This is a genomic window from Pedobacter glucosidilyticus DSM 23534 (assembly GCF_000425145.1).
Taxonomy (GTDB): Bacteria; Bacteroidota; Bacteroidia; order Sphingobacteriales; family Sphingobacteriaceae; genus Pseudopedobacter; species Pseudopedobacter glucosidilyticus.
Genome location: NZ_AULF01000022.1, coordinates 75959 through 96983 on the forward strand (window position 1 = coordinate 75959; position 21025 = coordinate 96983).

Below are 21025 nucleotides of genomic sequence, written 5' to 3' on the forward strand. Positions count from 1 at the left end.
ATTCTCTTATAAAGATTACAAAAATTGGAAAGCTATATTACCCATTTAAAACTGCTAGCTCTTCTAAAGCTTTAGCTAACACGGTTTCTGAATTTGTAGAGAGATTTAAACTAAGTGCATATTGATGACCTTTTGCATCCATTTTAAGTAAACACTTTCTCAAAATATTAATCATTTTCTCTGTAGATTGTGTACTTAAAAAGTCTTCAAACTGATATTGTAAAAAAACTAAGCATAAAGCATTTTCCATCATTTGGACTTCTTGATCATGCTTAATCCTGTGCTTTAAAATAATTTGTTTTACTCGGTAACAAACCGTTTCATCAAAACCTACTTCTCTTAAAATAGATAGGGCTTTATTGACATGGAAATTAGCTAATTCCTTCCTCCACTTCAGATAACCTTCTCTCCCATGGGGGTATTTATCACGAGGTATTTCCCAGCGTCCTATATGCTGACATTTTGAGGCTAATAATAACTCTACACTTGCTTTAGGTTGAAGTATTAAAATCCATTCGTTTAATTTCTGTGCTAAAAAATATTCTTGTGGAAACGTAACTCCATTATAAGTAAATGTTCTTGGATCTTGCTGGTTATAACTATCAAATGCTGCAAGTGCAACTTCTGTGTTTTTCATTTTGTACTAGGTTGATTTAATTTCTTAAAGGTAAATATATTTTTTAAAACTCAAATCTTATATTTAAAAAAATGGTTTAGCTTTTGCTATGAGTAATTTTAATTATGCTTAAACTTAAATGATTAAAACTAAATCTAAAATTCCTGTATTTTTTTGTATTCCTGATATCACTGGTTTTACAAGATTTATGACAAGTGTTGATCATGATTTTGCACATGAGTTTATTCCGCATTTATTGCAAACGCTCATCAAATCAAATATTTTAGAATTAAGTATTGCCGAGATTGAAGGTGATGCTATTTTTTTTTATAAAACTGGCAGACTACCTTCTGTACAAAAAGTTGCACTTCAGTGTAAGGTTATCTATGATACCTTTAATCAATTTATAGCTTCTTATGAAAAAATAGATGAAAAAAATTATCACAAATATCTAGCTCATCAAGAAATTGGAATTAAAGTTATCATACATTACGGTAAAATTTCTATTTCAAACATCGAAGGGCATTTTAAATTGATGGGCGAGGATGTTATTCTGGCTCATAAATTATTAAAAAACAGTATACAACAACATAATTATATCCTTTTATCGCAACAGTATATAGATAAGCTGAGGGATAAGAAAGTTGTTAAAAACTGGTTTAACTGGGATAAGCTAAAAAAAGGAACCGACCATTACGAACATTTCGGTACGGTGTTTTATCACTATATCGCTTTCGCTGATGTTAAAAAGCTTAATAAGAGAAAAGCATAATTAACAAAAATCCTACAGCACAAAGGACCAAACCACCCATAAAAATATTATATGAAGTGGTTAACAGCTTATACTTTCGTACCAATACTACTCCCAGATGGTAAATATCTACCGTCATGCTATCATAAAGTTCATCTTTTTCCTTTTTAAGCTCTTTGATATGGCTCACAAATTCATTGATTTGTATTTGAGCAAAATTGCCAAAAAATAAGATGCTACTGTTTTTATTATCAAGCTCAAATTTTTCTTTACTGGTAATGTTTGGTCTTGCCGATAGAATAGCAAATACAACAGAAAGTAAGCTACTAATTACTAAGAACGCCATAGGAAAAACAAATCTTACACTAGCAAAAGTGCCGTCACCTGTAAAGGTATAGCCAGAACCAAACAGCGTAATGATTAAGGATACAATGATGGTATTGATACTAATCATGATATTGGCTTTATTATCTGCAATAGAACTTAAATTGATATGATAATCGTAAACAGAACGATACAAAGTTTCTATACCTCTGCCTTCTTTTTTTGATTTTACTTCTACCCCTTTCTCTTTTAAATGTAGTTTAAACTGGTCATTTTTTAGTTTTTCTAACTGTTTCCTTTGCTTTTTTAAATTTTTCTCTTTGCCTTCACCATAAGTTTGTAAAGCATAGGTTGTTTTAAACTTTTTATGGATGAGAAAATGCAACTGCCCCTCAGCCCATTCTAAATCAGAATAAGGCTTTTTAAGGCTTTGCTCCCATTCTACCCTCAACAGTTCTGCATTCTTACAAAACTGCTTTTTACCCATATTGATACAATCGGCATCGTGTAAAATTTCTTCTGTTAAATTACTTTCTGGAACATTTATATGGGTACTTTTAATCAAATCAGTAACCTTATTTAAACGTTTTTCATCCAATTTACTTCTCAAAAAGGTCTCTGCAATTTTAACGCTTTCTTCTTCGTGGTCTTTGTATTTTACGGTATATCCAGTATCATGAAACCATGCTGCAAGCAGCAAATCTTCTTTATCCTGAGTGCTTAATTGATAATGATCGGCCATTTCCTGGCAAGCCTCTACCGTATCTTTGGTATGGTTAAAATTGTGGTAAACCAACTCGTTGGGTAATTTATCTTTAAATAAATCAAAAACATAAACTTCTGTTGCTTTCAATAAATCAGATAGTGCTGTCATGGTTATATATTTTGTTAATGGTATAGGATTTGATTTGTGTGCTACAAATTATTTTTATGAATAAGGTTTTTATCATACCTTTTATAATTTCATCTTTACTTATCATATCCTGTACCAATTCTTCTTTGAAGAAAAATAAAGCACAGGCTATTCAAAAATCATATATCAAAAATTTCGAAACCATTAACCTCGATTATCAGCTTAAAGAAATTTCTGGAATCACCTTTGTTAACGATAGTTTAATAGCCGCAGTAGAAGATGAAAATGGTATTGTTTACTTTCTTGATCTTCATCAAAAAAAAATCATCAGAAAATTAATTTTTGGAGAGTCGGGAGATTTTGAAGACATCACAAAAGTAAATACCGATCTTTTTATCATCAATAGCAAAGGCAATTTAACCCAAATTGTTTCTTTTGAAGATAAAAAACCTAAAGTTATAGCACATAAAACAGCTTTTAAAAAGAAAAATGATATTGAATCTATCGTTTACGACGAAGCCAAACACCAATTATTGATTGCTGTAAAAGCTGAAGATTTAAAAGGCAACGAAAATAAAAAAGCAATTTACACTTGCTCTTTAACGAATTTTAAGGTGGATGAAAATCCTTATTTAAGTATATCTCATCAAAAACTTTTAAACATTTTTAAAGGAGACCGATGGGAAGAACTATCTAAGGCATTTCTTAAAAAACTTGGAAACGAGAATCTTAATAAAGTTTTTTCTCCTACAGCATTAGCTATACATCCGCAAGAAAAGGATTTATACATTTTATCATCAACCAATAATTTTATTGTGGTTATACATCAACAAGAAATTAAGCAGGTTATATCTTTGGTTGGTAATGCTTTTACACAACCAGAAGGTATGGCATTTAATAGTAAAGGAGAGCTTTACATCTCTAACGAAGGAAAAAAACTCAGTGGTAATATTTTAAAAATCACATCTATACATGACAAATAAGTTTAAAATATCATTTATCGTTCTCAGTAGCTTTTTGTACGCTGCTTGTACAACTTATAAACCTTTTTATGCTAAAAAAGAAAAGGAATGGAAAACAGCCAATAATCCAGATACACTAAGTCTTAAATACACTGTTTTTTTGGTTGGCGATGTAGGTAACCCCGATTTGAATAAACAAGAACCTACATTGAAACTTATGGAATCGCAGATGTTTAATTACGATACCGTGGTTTCTAAAACTGGCAGCGATACGCTTATCAAAAAATTATCTAACCCTAAAGATGTAGCTATTTTTTTAGGTGATAATATTTATGATAATGGTTTACCAGAGCCGGATGATCATGACCGTGAAGAAAAAGAAAAACGATTGGTAGAACAACTAAAAATTGTTAAAGAGTTTAAAGGACGTAAAATATTTATTCCAGGCAACCATGATTGGAACCATAGCCGGCCGGGCGGACTTGCCGCTGTAAAACGCCAAGAGCAATTTGTAGAACAATATTTAGATAGTACCGATGTATTCATCCCAAGTAATGGCTGTGCCGGACCTGTAGAAGTACGCATGAATAAAGATTTGGTAATTATTGTTCTGGATAGCGAATGGTGGTTACATAAATACAGCAAATCTAACCGATACCAACAAGGTTGTACAGCTATTTCTAAAGAGCAGGTACTTACACAAGTAAAAGATATCATCTTAAAAAATAAAGGCAAAAATATTCTCTTTACACAACATCATCCGCTGTTTTCTAATGGTAAACACGGTGGTTATTTTACCCTGATTGATTATATATTTCCATTAAGCCTAGTAAAAGATAACCTTTATATCCCATTACCTATTGTTGGTTCTTTGTATCCTCTATTAAGACAATACGGCTTGTCTCGTCAGGATATTTCTAATAAAGATTATCAGCAACTAAGAAATGGTTTACTTTCTATACTAAACAATGCAGAAAATGTAGTTTTTGCTGCCGGACATGAACACGCTTTGCAGTTTACTAAATACCAAAACTTAAATCATATTATTAGTGGTGCAGGCAGTAAAAATAGCGCCCTTTTTAAAGGAAACGACGCTTTATTTGGGCATGGTACAAAAGGCTTTGCCCGCCTAAACTATTATACCAATGGTCAATGCTGGGTAGAGTTTTGGGAGCCTGTAGAAGATGGCTCTACCGGAAAACTGGTATACAGAAAACCACTATATGCCACCGCACCTACCAAAGCAGAAATAAAGGAAGAGGACTTGCTAGACCTTCAAGATTCTATGAAATATGTAGCCGTAGGTAAACAGTACAGAGCTTCTAATTTTAAAAAGAAAATTTTGGGCGAGCATTATAGAAACGTTTGGGCTACACCAGTAGAAATTCCCTATTTAGATTTAACTAAATATGCCGGAGGCTTAAAGCCTTTACAGCTTGGTGGCGGTAAACAAACTACTTCTTTACGGATGATTGGCAAAGACAGCATCCAATACCAATTTAGAACGGTAAACAAAGATCCTTCTGATTTATTACCAAATGGTTTTGAAACTACTTTTGCTGATGATTTCTTGCAAGACCAAATATCTTCTGCCCATCCTTTTGGTGCTTTAACCATACCAGAAATGGCTAGTGCTGCCGGAATTTATCATACCAAACCACAATTGGTTTACATGCCATATTCCAGATTACTAGGCCCTTATTTATCTGAAGTTGGTGGTAAAGTTGGTATTATTGAAATAAGACCCGATGAAAATTTATCGCTATATAAGAACTTTGGGAGGACCAAAAATGCCATTGGCACAGAAACCTTATATGAAAAACTTAAAGAAGATAATGATAACGAAGTTGACCAAAAAAGCTTTTTAAAAGCCCGTTTATTTGATATGCTTATTGGTGATTGGGACAGACATGAAGACCAATGGCGTTGGGCCGAGTTTGAAAAAGACAAAGGCGCTATTTACAAGCCTATCCCTAGAGACCGCGACCAAGTTTACACCAAATTTGACGGCTTACTACCTTCGCTTTTTAAAAGTTTTGTGGCAGACATACAACATTTTGGCTATGAAATTAAAGACCCTGCCGAACTCTCTATTGCTGCTAGAAACTTAGATAGAAATTTCTTAAACGAGCTTAACCTTAAAGATTGGCAGAAAATAGCCAAAGAGTTACAAACAGAACTTACTGATAGCGTGATAGTAAACGCTGTAAAAGCTATGCCTAAAGAAGCTTTTATGGTTTCTGGGAATGAAATTATTGAAAAACTAAAATCAAGACGTAACCAATTATTAAATGTTGCAATATCTTATTATAAAACCTTAGCTAAAGAAGTTACCATTGTTGGATCTGATAAATATGAATATCTGGAAATTATAAGAGAAGCCGATAGCACTTTGGTTTGCCTGTATAAAACCAGAAAAGAAGGGAATATCGATACTATAATTTATTCCAGAAAGTTTGATAACAGCCTTACCAAAGAGCTTAATTTTTTCCTTTTGGATGAACGAGATAGCGCTGTAGTAAGAGGTAACTCCAAACATCCGTTAAAAATTAGAATTGTTGGCGGAGATGGAAAAGACCGTATAGCAGACACTTCTGATGCTGGTAAAATAATTATTTATGACACACCAGAAAATAACATCAGCGGAAGCAAAAACACCAGAATTGTATTATCTAACAAAGCTTGGATTAACCAATACACCCCAAATTGGTTTAAGTATGATAAAGCAGGCATTGCACCTTCTGTAGATTATCCAAATGGTTTAGACGGACCATCTTTTGGCTTGTCTCACCAAATAAAACGCTATGGTTTTAGGAAAGACCCTTATGCTTTTGAGCAAAAAATAACTGCTTTATACGCCCCTAAAAACGGAGCTTTTGAGGTGAAATACCGTAGTATCTTCCACTCTTTATTTGCTAAAAAATATGATTTAGTGTTTAGTGGAGATTTTGCCGGACCAGCTTACAGCTTTAATTATTACGGTATTGGTAATAGTACACCTAATGAAAATCAAGTAGATTTTTATCGTGTACGCTCCAGAGCTTTACAAGCCAATGCTTATTTCCAGTACCGTTTATCTGAAAGGGCCAAGTTTGGTATTGGGCCAGGACTTGCTTATGTTGATATTATGAAAGATAGACCCAATAGCTTTATTGGTAATCTGGCAGATGATTTCGCTAATACAGATAAATTTATTACGCTAAAATCCTATGCTGATTTTGATTTGAGAGATAAAAAAATCAATCCGCAAACGGGATTCAGATGGTTAAGTACCATCAACTATATTTGGCAAACCAATGCAGAGCAATATAAACATCTAAACTTACACACCAGCTTTAGCGGTTATGCTACGCCTAATATTTCTTTCCCTGTAACTTTTGCAGTTAGACTAGGTGCAGAAACCAATATTGGCGATTACCAGTTTTACCATGCTAGCTCTTTAGGAAACAATGAAAATTTAAGAGGCTTTAGAAACCAACGTTTTTCTGGTAAAACAGCCTATTTTGCCAACACCGAGGTTAGAATACCTGTTACCAAAATACGTGGGTATATCTTAACCGGAGATTTTGGTGTATTTGGTTTTTACGATACTGGCCGCGTACACTCTGCCGAAATAGAAAGTAATACCTGGCATCAAGGTTATGGGCCGGGTGTTTGGTTAAACCTTTTTGATAATATTTTTATAAGTTTAGGTTACGGATTTTCTAGAGAAGATAAAGTGCTTTCCTTTAATACCGGATTTAGGTTTTAATTATTTTTATCATCATGAAAAAAGAAAACTTCTCTCTAACTGGCAGTAATCAACATACTATCATAGGAGACATAACTTATAGTGCAAAACCAACAAAGCAGGTTGCCATTTTTGTACATGGTTTTAAGGGATTTAAGGATTGGGGAGCTCATCATTTGGTGGCTCAGTATTTTGCTTTACATGATATTCATTACGTAAAATTTAATTTTTCGCATAGCGGCGTCAATCCAGAAAACCCTGTAGATGTTAATGATTTAACTCTTTTTGCTGCTAATACACCTAGTTTTGAACTTTTTGATTTAGATCTTGTCATCTCCTATACAAAACAAAAATTTCCTGATGCTGAACTTATTTTAATTGGACATAGCCGTGGTGGTGGTATTAGTATTTTAACAACTGCAACAAATAAAACCATAAATAAATTAATTACTTGGGCCGCTATTGATAGTTTTAGTAGCTTATGGAAAAAAGAACAAGAGGCAGAATGGCGAGAGAAAGGCATAATTGAGGTTTTTAACGCTCGTACTAAAGAATACATGCCTTTAAATTTATCTCTTTTACAGGATGTTGAACAAAATACTGATAAACTAAACATCAAAACTGCTGCAGAAAATATTAAAAAACCTTGGCTTATTATTCATGGTAATGATGATATTAATGTTCCGTTAAGTGTAGTACAAAACTTCTTAAAACTTCATCCGAAGGCTGATTTTATAGAGATAGACAAAGCTAATCATGTTTTCGGAGCTAGTCATCCTTATAAAGAAGACCAACTAGCAGAACAATTAAAACAAGTTTGTGATGCTAGTATTACCTTCATAAAATCTTAACTAATCATCTTCAATTTTTTTTGAGTTTCGGCTTTATAATTTCTACCAATTGGAAGCTCTTTATTATTGATTTCAACGGCATAAGCATAATAACTATCTATTTTGGATATAGAAACAATAAAAGAACGATGAATTCTTACAAACTCATCTTCTGGTAACAGCTCTTCTATCAAACTAATTTTTTGCTTAGAAATAAGCTCCTTATTTTGGAGAACAACTTTTATATAATCTTTCTGACTCTCTATCCATAAAATATCTTTGATAGCAATTTTCATCATTTTACGATCTACTTTAAGATATAAAAAAGTATCTTTTTCTACCAAAGTAGATTGCTGACTGAATACAATTTGCTGTTGCGCCCCAAAATGGCGTAGCACTTTATCCATAGCTCTTAAAAACCTATCAAAAGAGATGGGTTTAATTAAGTAATCTACAGCTTCTAACTCAAAACCCTCAACCGCATATTCTGCAAAAGCGGTTGTAAAAATAATACAAGGCTGCTTCTTGAGGCTTTTTACCAAATCAGTTCCTTTAATGCCAGGCATCTGTATATCCAAAAACATTAAATCAACTGGTTTTTGCTGCAATACTTTAAAAGCCTCGATACCATTATAACAAGTAGCTACAATTTCTACCTCTGAAAAATTACTCAGGTAATTTTCTATCACCTCTATCGCATGAGGTTCATCATCAACAATTAAAACTTTAATTTTCATGATTGCTATTACCTCTACTTAAATCAATATCTAAAACAATTAAAAACATATCTTCATCTTCTTTTATTTTGAGTTCATGTGTGTCGGGATAAATTAGCATTAACCTCTTTTTAACATTACTTAGACCAATATTACCAATATGCCTATCGTTTGAGATGGTTTGCGGTTTGCTATTGGCTATTTTAAATTTCAGTTTTTGATTTTGGATGCTTAAATCCATCTTTATCCACGACTCGCCTACTTGTTCGCTAACACCATGCTTAAAGGCATTTTCTACCAAGGGGATTAATAATAAGGGCGCTATTTGCTGCTCTTGAACTTGCCCACTGATACTAAAATTTAACTCTAAACGGTCTTCATACCTAAGTTTTTCTAAAGCGATATAACTTTCTAAAATTTCTAAATCCTTTTTCAAGGAGATATATTCTTTATCGCATTCATAAAGCATATACCTTAATATTTCTGCTAAGCCTAAAACAATATGAGGTGCTTTTGGCGATTGATTAAGCGTTAATGCATACAGGTTATTTAATGTATTAAACAAAAAATGTGGATGCACTTGAGCTTTTAAAAAATTAAGTTCGGCTTGTAAGGCTGCCTGCCTACGCTCATACCAAAGCTTGAATAATTTAATAGCAATGGCAATCCAAACGATAAGGTTAGAGCCTTTTATAGCATTAACAAGATAATAAGGATTGGTAAATTGCTCCCAAAAGCTTCCTTGTATTTTCATCCATTCATCCTGCATACCCATAGCTTTTAAAACTTTATCTATATAAGGGTCTACAATAAATATGTCTATAATACGTGTTAAAAAAGCTAAGGAAATTGCTAAGAACATCACCAAAAATGCAAATACAATATACCTGCCCTTTAATAAGAATTTGGGTATAAAATAATAAGCCAGACTATAAAAGTAAACAAGATGTACAGGCATATAAAAAAGGTTATTTCTGAAAGACATGAAATAACTGGGCTTATTTATACCGTATATTAAAGTAAGTGCAGCAAGTACCAATAGCCAAAATAAGATGTGAATCAGGACTCGCTTATAACTGATTTTTTGAAAAGAATAAACCTCTTGAAGCATCATCTAAAATAAAGAAGACTTTCATAAAAATCTTGAATAATAGACAAACAGCTTTAGTTTATCGACTAATAGCAGCTATTGCAAGTTATATATCCAAATTTCATCCATAAAGACCGTTTAAACGCCTTTTAAAGATTTGTAAACTCTTAACATGGTCTTTCAGCATCAGAGATATAATAAATAACTATGCTTCTACAATTTTGAGCTCATTAAAACTCAAACAACATGAAAACATTAATCATTACTTTAGTACTTGCCTTCTATGGCTTTAACATCATAGCACAAGAAAAGACAGCTATTAAAGAAGGGAATTGGGTAATTGTATCCAATGTAAAAACGCCAAAAAACTCAACCGTTATGTTTTATAATGATAAGCAAGAACTTATTTATAGTGAACTTATCACCAATAAAAGACTAAATATTGAAAGGAAAAAAGTAAAACTTGCGCTAAATCAAGTTCTTGAAAAAGCTATTGAAACAGAAAAAGTTATATCAGATAAAAACTTAGTTATAACAGCGTTAAAAGCTAAATAAACTTATTCTTTCTCTACCCAATTACCGTCTGCCCTGATGATTTCTATCAATTCATCCAGGGCATTTTCTGTATTAACATTTTTCTGGATAACTTCTTTTCCACGATACAAGGTTATCTTACCCGGACCAGTTCCTACATAGCCATAATCGGCATCGGCCATTTCACCAGGACCATTAACTATACAGCCCATAATACCAATCTTTATTCCTTTTAAATGATCGGTACGGCTGCGTATCATTTGAGTGGTTTCTTGTAAATCAAACAGGGTACGTCCGCAAGAAGGGCAAGAAATATACTCTGTTTTAGAGATACGGCTACGTGTTGCCTGTAAAATCCCAAAAGAGGTAGATACAATAAATTTTGATGACAGTTGTGGGGCATCTATCCAAACGCCATCGCCAAAGCCATCTAATAACAAAGCACCTAGATCTGTAGCTGCATAAAGCTGAGCTTTTAAAGCTATATCTTCTTGATTTTCATCATCAAATTGATAACTTCTTTTAATAATGACCGGCGTATCGATACCTGCTTGGGCTAGTTTAAAGAAAAACGCTCTTTGGTCTGCCATACCATGTGTTTCATTAGTTTCTAATACAAAAACCAAAGTTTTATCGAAAGGAATATCAGCGAAAGCGTCTGTATCTAAATCCTCACGTTTAATTTTCACTAGATTAAGCGCAGTATCTCTTTCTGTTGCGCTTATATATTCTGTTAGGCTAAATAGCGGATGGCAATTGGTTTTATTTTTCAATTGCTGCCAAGTAGGATAATCAAAAAGTTGTTTTAAATTACCCGGAAAGCTAAAAGAAGGTAGCTGATTACCCATATAGGCAAAATCAATGGATTGATCGCCCATGTTGTATTTATCTAAAGCTGCCGAATAGATATATCCAGCATCAACCAATACAAAAGGATCTTTTAGGTTCTTATTAGAAATATCTAAAATAACTCGTGGAACTTGATGTCCGCCAATAAAAGTATTTAGCTCAGCAGAAGGACGCTTATTATACTCGAAAGGAGAAAAATATTCAGGAAGTTCAACATCATCTGCATTTTTTAGTTGCGTTTGCTGATGTTTACGCTCTTCATAACGTTGGGCTAACACTCTGGCAACTGGTATTTCAAACTCTGGTTCTTCTGTTAAAGAAACTCTAATAGTATCTCCCAAACCATCTTCTAACAAAGTACCAATACCCACAGCAGATTTTATTCGACCATCCTCACCATCACCAGCTTCTGTAACGCCTAAGTGTAAAGGATAATTCATTCCCTCTCTCACCATAGTTGCTACCAATAATCGGTAAGCTTGCACCATAACCTGCGGGTTGCTAGATTTCATGGAGATAACCAACTGATGGTAATCTAACTCGTAGCAAATACGAATAAATTCCATTGCCGACTCTACCATCCCCTTTGGGGTATCGCCATACCAGCTCATGATACGGTCTGATAGCGAGCCATGGTTAGTACCAATACGCATAGCTGTACCATGTTCTTTACAGATTTGTACTAACGGCGCAAATTTTTTCTTTATACGTTGTAGTTCTGCCTCGTAAGCTTCTGGCGTATAATTAAGCTCTTCAAATTTCTTTTTATCGGCATAATTACCTGGGTTTACCCTTACTTTTTCTACAATTTTTGCCGCAAGTTCTGCTGCATTAGGGGTAAAATGTATATCGGCAACTAATGGTGCGTGGTATCCTTTTTCATGTAAACCTTTTCTTATTTCTGCTAGGTTTTGTGCTTCTTTTATAGATGGTGCTGTAATTCTTACATACTCGCAACCCGCATCAATCATCCTGATGCTTTGCGCTATAGAAGCTTCGGTATCCATCGTATCAGTAGTAGTCATAGACTGTAGCCTGATAGGATGATTTGCCCCCATAGGAACATTTCCTATATAAACTTCTAGCGTATTAAATCTGGAGTATTGGGTTAAAGAATTACAATAAATACCTTTTAAAGACATTGCCGCCTCTGCATCCATAAAATAAAATTTAAACAAAAATAAAGGATTTTATTAAAAGCCTGCTTTTTAAAATTTGTTTTAGAAAAAGCATAAAATTTATGCTTTTAAATTAAACGCTCTTTTATAACTAAAGTGCCAGCCCAAACATCGTGTAAACATTGCTGCTTCTTATTTAAAAAACTATATAAATAGCCCATAAAAAGAGTTAAAGTACTGATGATTTTACTAAAATTTCTGATAAATACCTGATTAAATGATGGTTTTAAGCCATCTAAGTTGGTAACTTTTATATTTAACAAACGTTTCCCTATGGTAAACTGAGTTTTAGTTTCTGCAATAATTTGATAAACAAACTTCAGTAGCGGTAGCACTATCAAATTGGCTAATATGATAAGTTGCACTGCATCTTCCTTATCAAAAACTAGGATATAAGTAAACTCGGCAACAGCCACCACAAATAAAACTAAAAACCAATCTATGGCGGCAGCTAACAGTCGTAAATCAAAGCCGGCGAAGTATTGCGGAGCTGTAAATTGCTGTTTAAAACCAAATAAACTCCTTAGCTCTTCAAACTCATGGGCTTCTTTATAATCATCCATACCGGGCTTTCTAATGAAAGCATCGGGTTTAACATCCAAAGCTTTTAATTCTTCTAAACTAAAAGGTCCTTCGGGTTTACCCTTTATCACCAAGGTATAGATTTTGGTTTCCATTGTCTTTTAAATTATTGACTGCTTATTTTCTTAGGTGGTGCTTCTTGCTTAGCTGGTGGAGCGTTCTCTTTCTTAACAATTGGAGCTGCCTTAGATGAAGTATTCGTCTTAGGTTTAACTGTACTTGCCTTAGCTGTGGGCTTTTTACTTGTTGCTTTCTTAACTACTTTTTTAGCAATAATTTCATCCTTAGACTTTGGTCTGTCTTTAGGTTTCCAGCTAAAGTTTGGTAAGGTCTTTAGCTCTTCTGTAACATCTTCTATAGGATAATAAGTCATTTCTGGCTTCCTAATAAAAGTGATAGACATTAAGCTATCATTAGTAAAATTAATCCGCATACGGGCAGCTAGCGTCCTAGACATACTATTATATGCTGTACTATCCTTAGGGAAATAAATACTCTCGGCATTACCATCCACAAAAACACGGTCTAGCTTTTCGTTAACAAAATAACCTTTCATCATTTTACCAGCAACTTGGTTAAAATAAGTAGAGTCTTGTTCGGTATTAACAACAATGGCATTTCTAATCATGTCCATATTGTCCATTTTCTTATTAACCATTTGCAGGTACATAGTGTCGGCAGAAATTTGGCTACCTTGTGCCCAAACCATTGGCGATTGGTAAATTCTCAAAGTAGAATCTCCGTAGCTAAAAAAAGCAGAATCAGACCTGGCCTGTAAATCAGATTTAAAAACTTTCACTTTACGCCAAGCACTTACAACTCTAATTTTTGTGGTATCGTTTTCTAAAGCATAAATACTATCTTTTCTAATACTATCTAACACAAATTGCTTACGCAAATTGGCTTTTATTAAAACAGAATCTACTTTAATGGGCTCCAAATTTTTGTCTTCTACAGCAGGTTTATTTTGCGTAGCAGTTTCTTGTACAGGCTCTTCATTACTCTTATTCTTTCGCTTTCTGCTTCGTTTAGGTTTCTTTTCTTCCTCGGCAGCTTTAACTGTAACCGGTTGTTTTGGTGTATCTTCAATAATGACTAAACTATTGGCTTTTAGCGTATCGGCAGCTAAAGAATCAGCCTGAGTGATACCTTCTTGCTTAGGCAAAGTTAAAGCTGCACTATCTAAACTAGTTTTAGCACTATCTGCCGCTAAGCTATCTGCAAATGCGGCCAAAGCCTTTGCTTTTTGTATAGCATAGAGTTCTTTTTTCCTATAAACCTTACTGTAAAGAGTATCTGCCGACATCCAGATGCTATCTTTTGAGACCGAATCTTTTTCTGTTACGAAAACGATGTAAGCATTTTGCGTAACGGTTATACTTTCATCCTTTTTAAGATAATTTCCTAAATCTCCTCTTAGTTCTACTTTTTGGGCGGTATCAACAAAAAGAATATTTTTAACTGCCCTGCCATAGCCTACTTTTCCATCGTAAAACAAGCTATCTCCCTTTAAACTTTTAGAGTTTTGCGTATACAAATTCTTTTTTCCAAAGGCAGCCTGCTCTGTAGCGGTATTGTATTGGCCGTTTTCTGTATATAAAGTATCGTCTTTACCGTAAATATTGGTTGGCCCGTAGAAATAAGCAATTTTACTTAAAGAATTATAGCGTAAAGTATCAGATTTTATTAAAACTTCTGGCGTTTTAACCCTTACATTGTATCTAAAATAAGCATCGCTAGAGCTAGAAAAATAATAACCATTGGTGCTGGTTAAAGTATTATCTCCGTTTACAATTTTACCGCCATTGGTATAAGTACCTACCTTGCTGGCCATATTGTAAGTTAAATTATTGGTAGTTAAAACCGAGCCTCTATCAACCATTCTTACATTATTGGTTAATACCGCCATCTTGGTATTACCGTTATAATTCAGTAAATCGGCAAAAATATTAACGGTATCTGCTTGGTTAATATGTACATGTCCAAAAGCATCAAAGCTATTTTTTTCTATATAAAAATAAGCGCTATCGCAAATTAAAGTGGCGTTATCTTGCTGAAAAACAGGCCTAATAACTTTCTGAATATTTTGTCCGTTCCTTTTCATCCCGATAAAGGACTGTGATTGTAACAGTTCTACACGAGTGATTTTTTGTGCCTGTACCATTTGCACCAACACCAGAATAAACAATAAAAGGGAATACTTTTTCACAAAGCAAAATTAGTTTTTTGGTAACGATTTTAAACGGTTAAATTTGATTGATGTTATGGCAACTAAAATCTTTTCAGGATTTCATTAAATCCGAAAGCTTAATTGGGCCCAAAGATACTGTTTTGCTGGCTGTTAGCGGTGGTAAAGACTCTGTTGCCATGGCTCATTTATTTAAACAAGCAAACTTTTCTTTTGCCATAGCGCATTGTAATTTTCAGTTGAGAGGTACAGAATCTGACCATGATGAGCAGTTTGTAGCACAATTAGCCAAAACTTTAGAAGTACCTTTTCATGTAACTAGTTTTAATACTTTGGCTTACGCTGATGAACATAAAATAAGCACCCAAATGGCGGCTCGGGATTTAAGATACCGCTTTTTTGAGGAAATAAAATCTGCTTTTAATTATCAAAAAATTGCTGTAGCTCAACATCAAAATGATGCGATAGAAACTGTGATTTTAAATTTAACTCGAGGTACAGGTATTGCCGGTTTACATGGCATTAAAACAGAAAGGCAAAATATCATCAGACCTTTAATGCTTTTTAAACGTGAGGATATTGATGCTTATATTACTGCAAACAAGCTAGATTTTGTTGAGGATAGTTCTAACAGCTCTACCAAATACATCAGAAATAAAATCAGACATCAAATTATTCCGGTGATGAAAGAGATTAACCCCTCTTTGGAAGATACTTTTCAAAAAAACATCGCTTATTTTTCTGATTTGGAAGCCTTTTTAAAAGCAAGTATCCAAGAATATAAGCAAAAACTGTTTCAGAAACATCCGAAAGGCTATCAAATCAGCATCCAAAAATTAAAACAAATACCTGCTGTACAATTTATTTTAACTGAGCTATTATTGCCTTATGGTTTTAATAGTACAACAGTTACTGATGTTATTTTGGGTTTAGATAAAGAGAGTGGCAAAACTTTTTTTGGTAAAGATTATGTTTTATTGATTGATAGAGCTTATATCTTTTTACAAAAAACACAGCAAGAGCAACATACCGAGCTAATTTTAAATAAAGATGATTTGATGCTTTATTTTCAGGATTTCATCATCACCCAAGAAATTACTGATTCTCGTTTCAATCGTCATCCAAATATAGCTTTTATTGATACCGAGAAATTAAAATACCCTTTAACGCTAAGAACTTGGCAAGAAGGAGATAAATTTATGCCCTTAGGAATGAAAGGCTTTAAGAAGTTGAGCGATTTTTTCATCAGCTTAAAAATACCGCTTATGCAAAAACATCTGATTCCGGTTTTAGTTAATGCTGATGGTAACATCATTTGGATTGCGGGTTACCGTTTAGATGAAAGATTTAAAATAACTACCGATACTAAAAAAATAACTAAATTCGAATTAAAGAATATAAAGCCATGATTCATTATTACCCTTTTTATGAAAAACAATACCTTGGAAGAGATTACTCTTTTATAAGCATTAGGTTGGTGATGGCTATTTTTTGTTTCTTGGCTTACTATTGGACAGAAAACAAAGATAAAAACGGCGATTTATTGCTTTTAGTAGGATGCGGAATTTTAGCCGTTAGCGTGTTGATGCTGTTTTTACTTCATTACCGCACCATTGTAAACAACAAAGCTGTTTTAATTGATGGTTTATGGACCACCAGATTGGTTAAAATAGATTTAAATAGCATTGTTAAAGTTGAAAAAGGCGAATACAGCAAGTATTTTCTTAATAACCCCGTATATAATTTACACAGAAACGGTTCTATTAAATTTTATGCTGGTGGCAAAGATGCCATCCGCTTAACAGACCGCGACGGCTTGATTTATGTAATTGGTACCCAAAGACCAGCAGAACTTCATCAGGCTATTATGGAGGAGATGAAGAAGTAGAGAAAGCTTGATTTTTATGAATTAAGAACTCTAATATAAGTACCAAAAATAGTCATCAAAAATACAATCAATTAAACTATCAATTGTATCATTATAAACTCCATTATCTTGATTATAAATCAAGTAGTTATTGCGATAATATTCGTCGTCCAGATGTTCAAAACTACCATGGAAAAAAAATGGCGAATAATTTGCAGACAAGTCCCAATATCTTTCCAAAGTATAATTATAATCACTAGTAAAAGTCATTAAGTAATATTCTTTACTAAACTCAATGAAACCCAAATCATAATCAAAGTCTTTTAAATATTTGCTATAAGTTCGATAATACAGTTCAAATTCAAAAAAATTATAACTGTACTGTAAATAATCTAGGATAAAAGGACTTACAAAAACGAGTCCATAATTCTCTAAACATTCTGGAATATTATAATTGTGTTCGCAAAATTCTAGGAATACATTATACCTCATATGATAGTAATCGCTCTCTGAAATATTCCAATAATTTTCCGGGTACTGATGAAATTTAGTATTAAGAAGTACCTCATTAAAAGAGTCATCAGGACCAGTCCATTCGGATTCACTAATTTCTAAATTTATATTATTAATTTCATTCACATAATATTCATAATTTATACACTTTATATTTTCAGATAAAAACAGCTTACTATTTTCTATTAGAGCTTTTTTCAATTTGTTTTTTTCAATTGTAAAATTCAGCTGATTATTATTATCTGATATAATTTTATCCCCTGCACTAAATTCATAACCATGCAAATAAAATAACTCACCACCTTTATTAAATATATTCACATAATAAGAAGATTCTTCTTTAAGTAATTTACCTCTTTTCAAAGAACACTTTGCCAACCAAGCGCCTCCATGACTAAGCACATCATCTAAGGATGCTTCATACAATTCAGCTATACCATTTTCATTAAATCTTTCTTCCTTTAATCTACCCAGTCTATATAGTGACCTATTTGTTTTCTCCCTCTCTAGAGCCTTACTATAACAGATTCTCTCATTCTTAAAATCCTTTATTAAAGAATAGATTCTTCCTTTTAAATAATATCCAATTTCTTCATTTTCTGCACCCTTAATGTAAGTATTAATATTATTTAGAGCCAATTCATAATCTCTTTTAATCCAAAAAACGTATGCTATTAAAAAGTACATATAATTTTCAGCGTAACCATAAGATATATTTTTGAAAGTGACTTTGCTAAAATCATCCGGTACAGCTAAATATATCATACAATCACAGATTAGATAATTAAATCCTGAAATTAAATAGTGATATGCTTCCTTATATCGTTGCTTTACAATTAATTTGTTAGCCCCCTTTAAATACCGCCTTGCGACATTATCATGATTACCTTTTTTAATTAAAATGTATGTATCACGTTCTATATCTAGTGTTTCGCTTATATTACTTATATCATCAATAGACCTATAAAACTTTTTAACATCTTCGTTAACATTTATATCATGAAAACTAATTACATTTTTAAGAAAAAGTCCATTAAAGTTTTTAGCTCTACTCAAAGCTACATAAGCTTGTCCACTAGAAAACGTCCCATTTCCAAAATCAACAATTAATTTATCAAAAGTTAAACCTTGACTTTTATGTATTGTAATTGACCACGCAAGCTTTAAAGGGTACTGCTTAAATGTTCCTACTATTTTTTGTTCTATTTTTCCAGTATTCCTATTATACTTGTATTTTACATTCTCCCAGACTCTCTTTTCTACAGAATAAATTAATTCATTTTTAAGCTTAACTTTTATTTCATTATTTGAAAGCTCACAAACCTGACCAATAGTTCCATTCGTCCATCGCTTAGCTATATCATTTTTTAGAAATATAATTTGAGCACCAACTTTTAGCGATAATTGAGGGTCCGTTGGATATTTACTTACTTCGAAATCGTCAAAAATTTCAGCATTATAATTATATATAGAGCCTTTTAATTCTGCAAGTTTTATAGAATTAACATTATCAGCTAAATCATTTCTTGTCGTAAGGGTGATTATAAAATCATTTTCATATTCCTTTAAGTCAGATAAAACCCTATCATTAATTTTATCCAAATCTGATTTAGATAACTCTTTAACCCTGACTTTTTCCAATAAAGAAATAAAATCCTGTTCTGACTGTCTATAAACTTTTTGAAATTCAATTTTAAGTAATTTCACCTTTTCAAATACTTTAGCATTGAAGAAAAAGACTCCTTTATAAATTCCTTTTAATATATTGTAATCACCTGAATTCTTTACAGTTACTGGTTCTAGTTGAAATAAATCGCCAACAAAGATTACTTGCTTACCACCAAAAGGAAGTTTAGGATTACCACCATTCACTCTCAATGAGTAATCAATCCCATCTATTAAATCAACTCGGACCATAGAAATTTCATCAATTACCAAAGTATCTAAATTTGAAATTATTTTTCTCCTTTCTGAATCCTTATCAAATATCTTAATATCTGTATCTTTTGGTAACAATGGTCTCAATGGAAATTGAAAAAAAGAGTGAATTGTTACTCCCCCAATGTTAATCGCAGAAATACCTGTAGGGGCAACAACCAAAAAGTTCTTAGAAACTGTTTCAATAATATATCTTAAAAATGTTGATTTTCCTGTCCCTGCTTTCCCTGTTAAAAAAAATGACAAATTAGTCTCTCGAACTAAAGAAAGAGCTAACTTTAGCTCATTATTGTCATTATCAATTTTCATTACTAACTAATTTTATGGCAAATAATACTATGTTTTTAACAAAACAACATTTAGTCTGTTCCTTTAAACGTAATATTATTTTTATTATTTAATAGATTAATAATCTTAAAAGTATTCAAATAAAAAAAATCAGCAATGCAAGCCCTTTTTCTTTTTGAGACAATAAAGATATGGGCTGAAATAATCTTTTGTAAAACTCTTAAAATATCTGATATATCATCATAGGTATTTGGGAAATCAATGGAAATTTTGTTCGGATTTAGAAAATATTCTTTATCAGCATGAGCAAAATATTTGTCCCTTTGTTTGATAATAATTATTATTTTTTCATTTAAAGATTCTAAATCGACTTTATTATCATTAACAACATTTACTCCACAATCTTTATACTTTTTCTGTATTATTTTTTGATTAGAAGAAATGAAGTTTAAAAAATTTTGTATTGTTCCCTCTCCTCTATTATTCTCTATCAACTTACAGATTGTCATAACTGTATCTACATGCATAGAGTTAATAATAAAATAAAGAAGCGGAAGATTAGTTGAAGCTGTTTTGAAGTCAGAATCTAAACACTCTTTAAAACCTTTAAAAGCCGCTAATTTTATAGCTAAGTTATCGTAAATTATGGACTCAAAAGCCTCTAAATAGTCTTCATACTTTTTTAATACTATATTCTCCATTTAAAATTTATAAAGAACGTTTTATATACTTATTTCTTTCTGATTTAAGTTTGGCTAAGTGTTCATCAAAATCGAAGTTTTCTATACGTGGGCTATTTAATCCTTGTTGAATGGCATTTTTTAAAGCAGCAGTCTTACTTTCTTCGTCTTCTAAAAGACGAAGTCCTGCTCTAATCACTTCACTAACATTTTTATATCTACCGGCTGTAACTTGGCTATTCACAAATTGGTCAAAATAATCACCTAGAGATATTGATGTATTTTTCATATTCAATTTTTTTTATTGAAATTACCAAAAATTGGTAATTATTGCAAATTTGTAATATTTGTTAAAGATTTAATTTTATGTCATCCCTATGGGATTCTTGAATTATTTACCTTGAAAATTCTATAATGATGTCAGTCCTACGGACTTGTTTTATAACATCATAAACTAGAGAATCTAAATCAAATATTAAGGGCAACCCAGCTTTGTGACCTCTGCGAACTCTGCGGTTAAAAAATTAAGAAACATA

Annotated in this window: 17 protein-coding genes; 7 read left to right on the top strand and 10 right to left on the bottom strand. The window is 32.5% G+C overall.

Going from position 1 to position 21025, the window contains the following annotated elements:
* Nucleotides 1-37: 37 nt before the first annotated feature.
* A complete protein-coding gene (locus tag H510_RS0108815) occupies nucleotides 38-637 on the bottom strand; it encodes a DUF4202 domain-containing protein (RefSeq protein ID WP_026903992.1) in 600 nt (199 codons plus the stop codon).
* A 118-nt stretch (nucleotides 638-755) separates the two neighbouring features.
* Between H510_RS0108815 and H510_RS0108820 the strand changes: the two genes are divergently transcribed.
* The gene (locus tag H510_RS0108820; RefSeq protein ID WP_051291123.1) at nucleotides 756-1388 is read left to right on the top strand and encodes a DUF2652 domain-containing protein; all 633 of its coding nucleotides are present in this window, start codon (nucleotides 756-758) and stop codon (nucleotides 1386-1388) included.
* Here the strand turns inward: H510_RS0108820 and H510_RS0108825 are convergent.
* A complete protein-coding gene (locus H510_RS0108825) occupies nucleotides 1369-2565 on the bottom strand; it encodes a Pycsar system effector family protein (protein WP_026903994.1) in 1197 nt (398 codons plus the stop codon). The genes H510_RS0108820 and H510_RS0108825 overlap by 20 nt on opposite strands.
* 56 nt (nucleotides 2566-2621) lie before the next feature.
* Here H510_RS0108825 and H510_RS0108830 point away from each other — a divergent pair, with 56 nt between their 5' ends.
* From H510_RS0108830 to H510_RS0108840, 3 genes are read left to right on the top strand one after another with little or no spacing between them, the layout of a single operon-like run.
* Entirely contained in the window at nucleotides 2622-3527 is a 906-nt protein-coding gene (locus H510_RS0108830; RefSeq protein WP_026903995.1) for an SdiA-regulated domain-containing protein, read from the top strand.
* Complete coding sequence (locus H510_RS0108835; RefSeq protein WP_026903996.1) at nucleotides 3517-7257, top strand: metallophosphoesterase; 3741 nt, start codon at nucleotides 3517-3519, stop codon at nucleotides 7255-7257. Before H510_RS0108830 ends, H510_RS0108835 begins: the two co-directional genes overlap by 11 nt.
* A 14-nt stretch (nucleotides 7258-7271) precedes the next feature.
* Nucleotides 7272-8087 carry an alpha/beta hydrolase gene (locus H510_RS0108840; RefSeq protein WP_081659239.1) on the top strand — a complete coding sequence of 272 codons (816 nt, stop codon included), beginning with the start codon at nucleotides 7272-7274 and terminating at the stop codon, nucleotides 8085-8087.
* Here the strand turns inward: H510_RS0108840 and H510_RS0108845 are convergent.
* Together H510_RS0108845 and H510_RS0108850 are read right to left on the bottom strand one after the other, a co-directional pair.
* Entirely contained in the window at nucleotides 8084-8803 is a 720-nt protein-coding gene (locus H510_RS0108845) for a LytR/AlgR family response regulator transcription factor (protein ID WP_026903998.1), read from the bottom strand. The two genes, H510_RS0108840 and H510_RS0108845, sit on opposite strands and share 4 nt — an antisense overlap.
* Entirely contained in the window at nucleotides 8793-9740 is a 948-nt protein-coding gene (locus H510_RS0108850; RefSeq protein ID WP_211226559.1) for a sensor histidine kinase, read from the bottom strand. The genes H510_RS0108845 and H510_RS0108850 overlap by 11 nt, the downstream gene beginning before the upstream one ends.
* 378 nt (nucleotides 9741-10118) lie before the next feature.
* On the opposite strand from H510_RS0108850, the gene H510_RS0108855 reads away from it, so the two are divergent.
* Nucleotides 10119-10427, top strand: a complete 309-nt coding sequence (locus tag H510_RS0108855) for a hypothetical protein (protein ID WP_026904000.1) — start codon at nucleotides 10119-10121, stop codon at nucleotides 10425-10427.
* 2 nt (nucleotides 10428-10429) lie between these two features.
* Here the strand turns inward: H510_RS0108855 and ispG are convergent, their stop codons facing one another.
* The 3 genes from ispG to H510_RS18550 form a co-directional block, all read right to left on the bottom strand.
* Nucleotides 10430-12415: a (E)-4-hydroxy-3-methylbut-2-enyl-diphosphate synthase gene (gene ispG, locus H510_RS0108860; RefSeq protein WP_026904001.1), complete on the bottom strand. Its 1986-nt coding sequence runs from the start codon at nucleotides 12413-12415 to the stop codon at nucleotides 10430-10432.
* Nucleotides 12416-12501: 86 nt separating this feature from the next.
* Nucleotides 12502-13110 (bottom strand): RDD family protein, encoded by a 609-nt coding sequence (locus tag H510_RS0108865; protein WP_026904002.1) that lies wholly within the window; start codon nucleotides 13108-13110, stop codon nucleotides 12502-12504.
* 11 nt (nucleotides 13111-13121) lie between these two features.
* Nucleotides 13122-15224, bottom strand: coding sequence for an OstA-like protein (locus H510_RS18550; protein WP_081659241.1), 2103 nt, complete (start codon nucleotides 15222-15224; stop codon nucleotides 13122-13124).
* Between the two features lie 50 nt (nucleotides 15225-15274).
* Here H510_RS18550 and tilS point away from each other — a divergent pair, with 50 nt between their 5' ends.
* Both tilS and H510_RS0108880 read left to right on the top strand, forming a co-directional pair.
* On the top strand, nucleotides 15275-16612 hold the full coding sequence (gene tilS / locus H510_RS0108875) for a tRNA lysidine(34) synthetase TilS (RefSeq protein WP_026904003.1): 1338 nt from the start codon (nucleotides 15275-15277) through the stop codon (nucleotides 16610-16612).
* Nucleotides 16609-17091: a hypothetical protein gene (locus H510_RS0108880; protein ID WP_026904004.1), complete on the top strand. Its 483-nt coding sequence runs from the start codon at nucleotides 16609-16611 to the stop codon at nucleotides 17089-17091. Before tilS ends, H510_RS0108880 begins: the two co-directional genes overlap by 4 nt.
* 30 nt (nucleotides 17092-17121) lie before the next feature.
* Here H510_RS0108880 and H510_RS19585 read toward each other — a convergent pair whose 3' ends face one another.
* The 3 genes from H510_RS19585 to H510_RS0108895 are packed head-to-tail and all read right to left on the bottom strand — an operon-like array spanning nucleotide 17122 to nucleotide 20778.
* The gene (locus tag H510_RS19585) at nucleotides 17122-19830 is read right to left on the bottom strand and encodes a DEAD/DEAH box helicase (RefSeq protein ID WP_051291125.1); all 2709 of its coding nucleotides are present in this window, start codon (nucleotides 19828-19830) and stop codon (nucleotides 17122-17124) included.
* Nucleotides 19831-19880: 50 nt separating this feature from the next.
* Nucleotides 19881-20510, bottom strand: coding sequence for an AbiU2 domain-containing protein (locus tag H510_RS0108890; RefSeq protein ID WP_026904005.1), 630 nt, complete (start codon nucleotides 20508-20510; stop codon nucleotides 19881-19883).
* 7 nt (nucleotides 20511-20517) lie between these two features.
* The gene (locus tag H510_RS0108895; protein WP_026904006.1) at nucleotides 20518-20778 is read right to left on the bottom strand and encodes a type II toxin-antitoxin system ParD family antitoxin; all 261 of its coding nucleotides are present in this window, start codon (nucleotides 20776-20778) and stop codon (nucleotides 20518-20520) included.
* Nucleotides 20779-21025: the final 247 nt, after the last annotated feature.

Coding starts and splice junctions, on each gene's coding strand:
- H510_RS0108815 (WP_026903992.1), bottom strand. CDS start 637: ATGAAAAACACAGAAGTTGCACTTGCAGCATTTGATAGTTATAACCAG.
- H510_RS0108820 (WP_051291123.1), top strand. CDS start 756: ATGATTAAAACTAAATCTAAAATTCCTGTATTTTTTTGTATTCCTGAT.
- H510_RS0108825 (WP_026903994.1), bottom strand. CDS start 2,565: ATGACAGCACTATCTGATTTATTGAAAGCAACAGAAGTTTATGTTTTT.
- H510_RS0108830 (WP_026903995.1), top strand. CDS start 2,622: ATGAATAAGGTTTTTATCATACCTTTTATAATTTCATCTTTACTTATC.
- H510_RS0108835 (WP_026903996.1), top strand. CDS start 3,517: ATGACAAATAAGTTTAAAATATCATTTATCGTTCTCAGTAGCTTTTTG.
- H510_RS0108840 (WP_081659239.1), top strand. CDS start 7,272: ATGAAAAAAGAAAACTTCTCTCTAACTGGCAGTAATCAACATACTATC.
- H510_RS0108845 (WP_026903998.1), bottom strand. CDS start 8,803: ATGAAAATTAAAGTTTTAATTGTTGATGATGAACCTCATGCGATAGAG.
- H510_RS0108850 (WP_211226559.1), bottom strand. CDS start 9,740: ATGCCTGTACATCTTGTTTACTTTTATAGTCTGGCTTATTATTTTATA.
- H510_RS0108855 (WP_026904000.1), top strand. CDS start 10,119: ATGAAAACATTAATCATTACTTTAGTACTTGCCTTCTATGGCTTTAAC.
- ispG (WP_026904001.1), bottom strand. CDS start 12,415: ATGGATGCAGAGGCGGCAATGTCTTTAAAAGGTATTTATTGTAATTCT.
- H510_RS0108865 (WP_026904002.1), bottom strand. CDS start 13,110: ATGGAAACCAAAATCTATACCTTGGTGATAAAGGGTAAACCCGAAGGA.
- tilS (WP_026904003.1), top strand. CDS start 15,275: ATGTTATGGCAACTAAAATCTTTTCAGGATTTCATTAAATCCGAAAGC.
- H510_RS0108880 (WP_026904004.1), top strand. CDS start 16,609: ATGATTCATTATTACCCTTTTTATGAAAAACAATACCTTGGAAGAGAT.
- H510_RS19585 (WP_051291125.1), bottom strand. CDS start 19,830: ATGAAAATTGATAATGACAATAATGAGCTAAAGTTAGCTCTTTCTTTA.
- H510_RS0108890 (WP_026904005.1), bottom strand. CDS start 20,510: ATGGAGAATATAGTATTAAAAAAGTATGAAGACTATTTAGAGGCTTTT.
- H510_RS0108895 (WP_026904006.1), bottom strand. CDS start 20,778: ATGAAAAATACATCAATATCTCTAGGTGATTATTTTGACCAATTTGTG.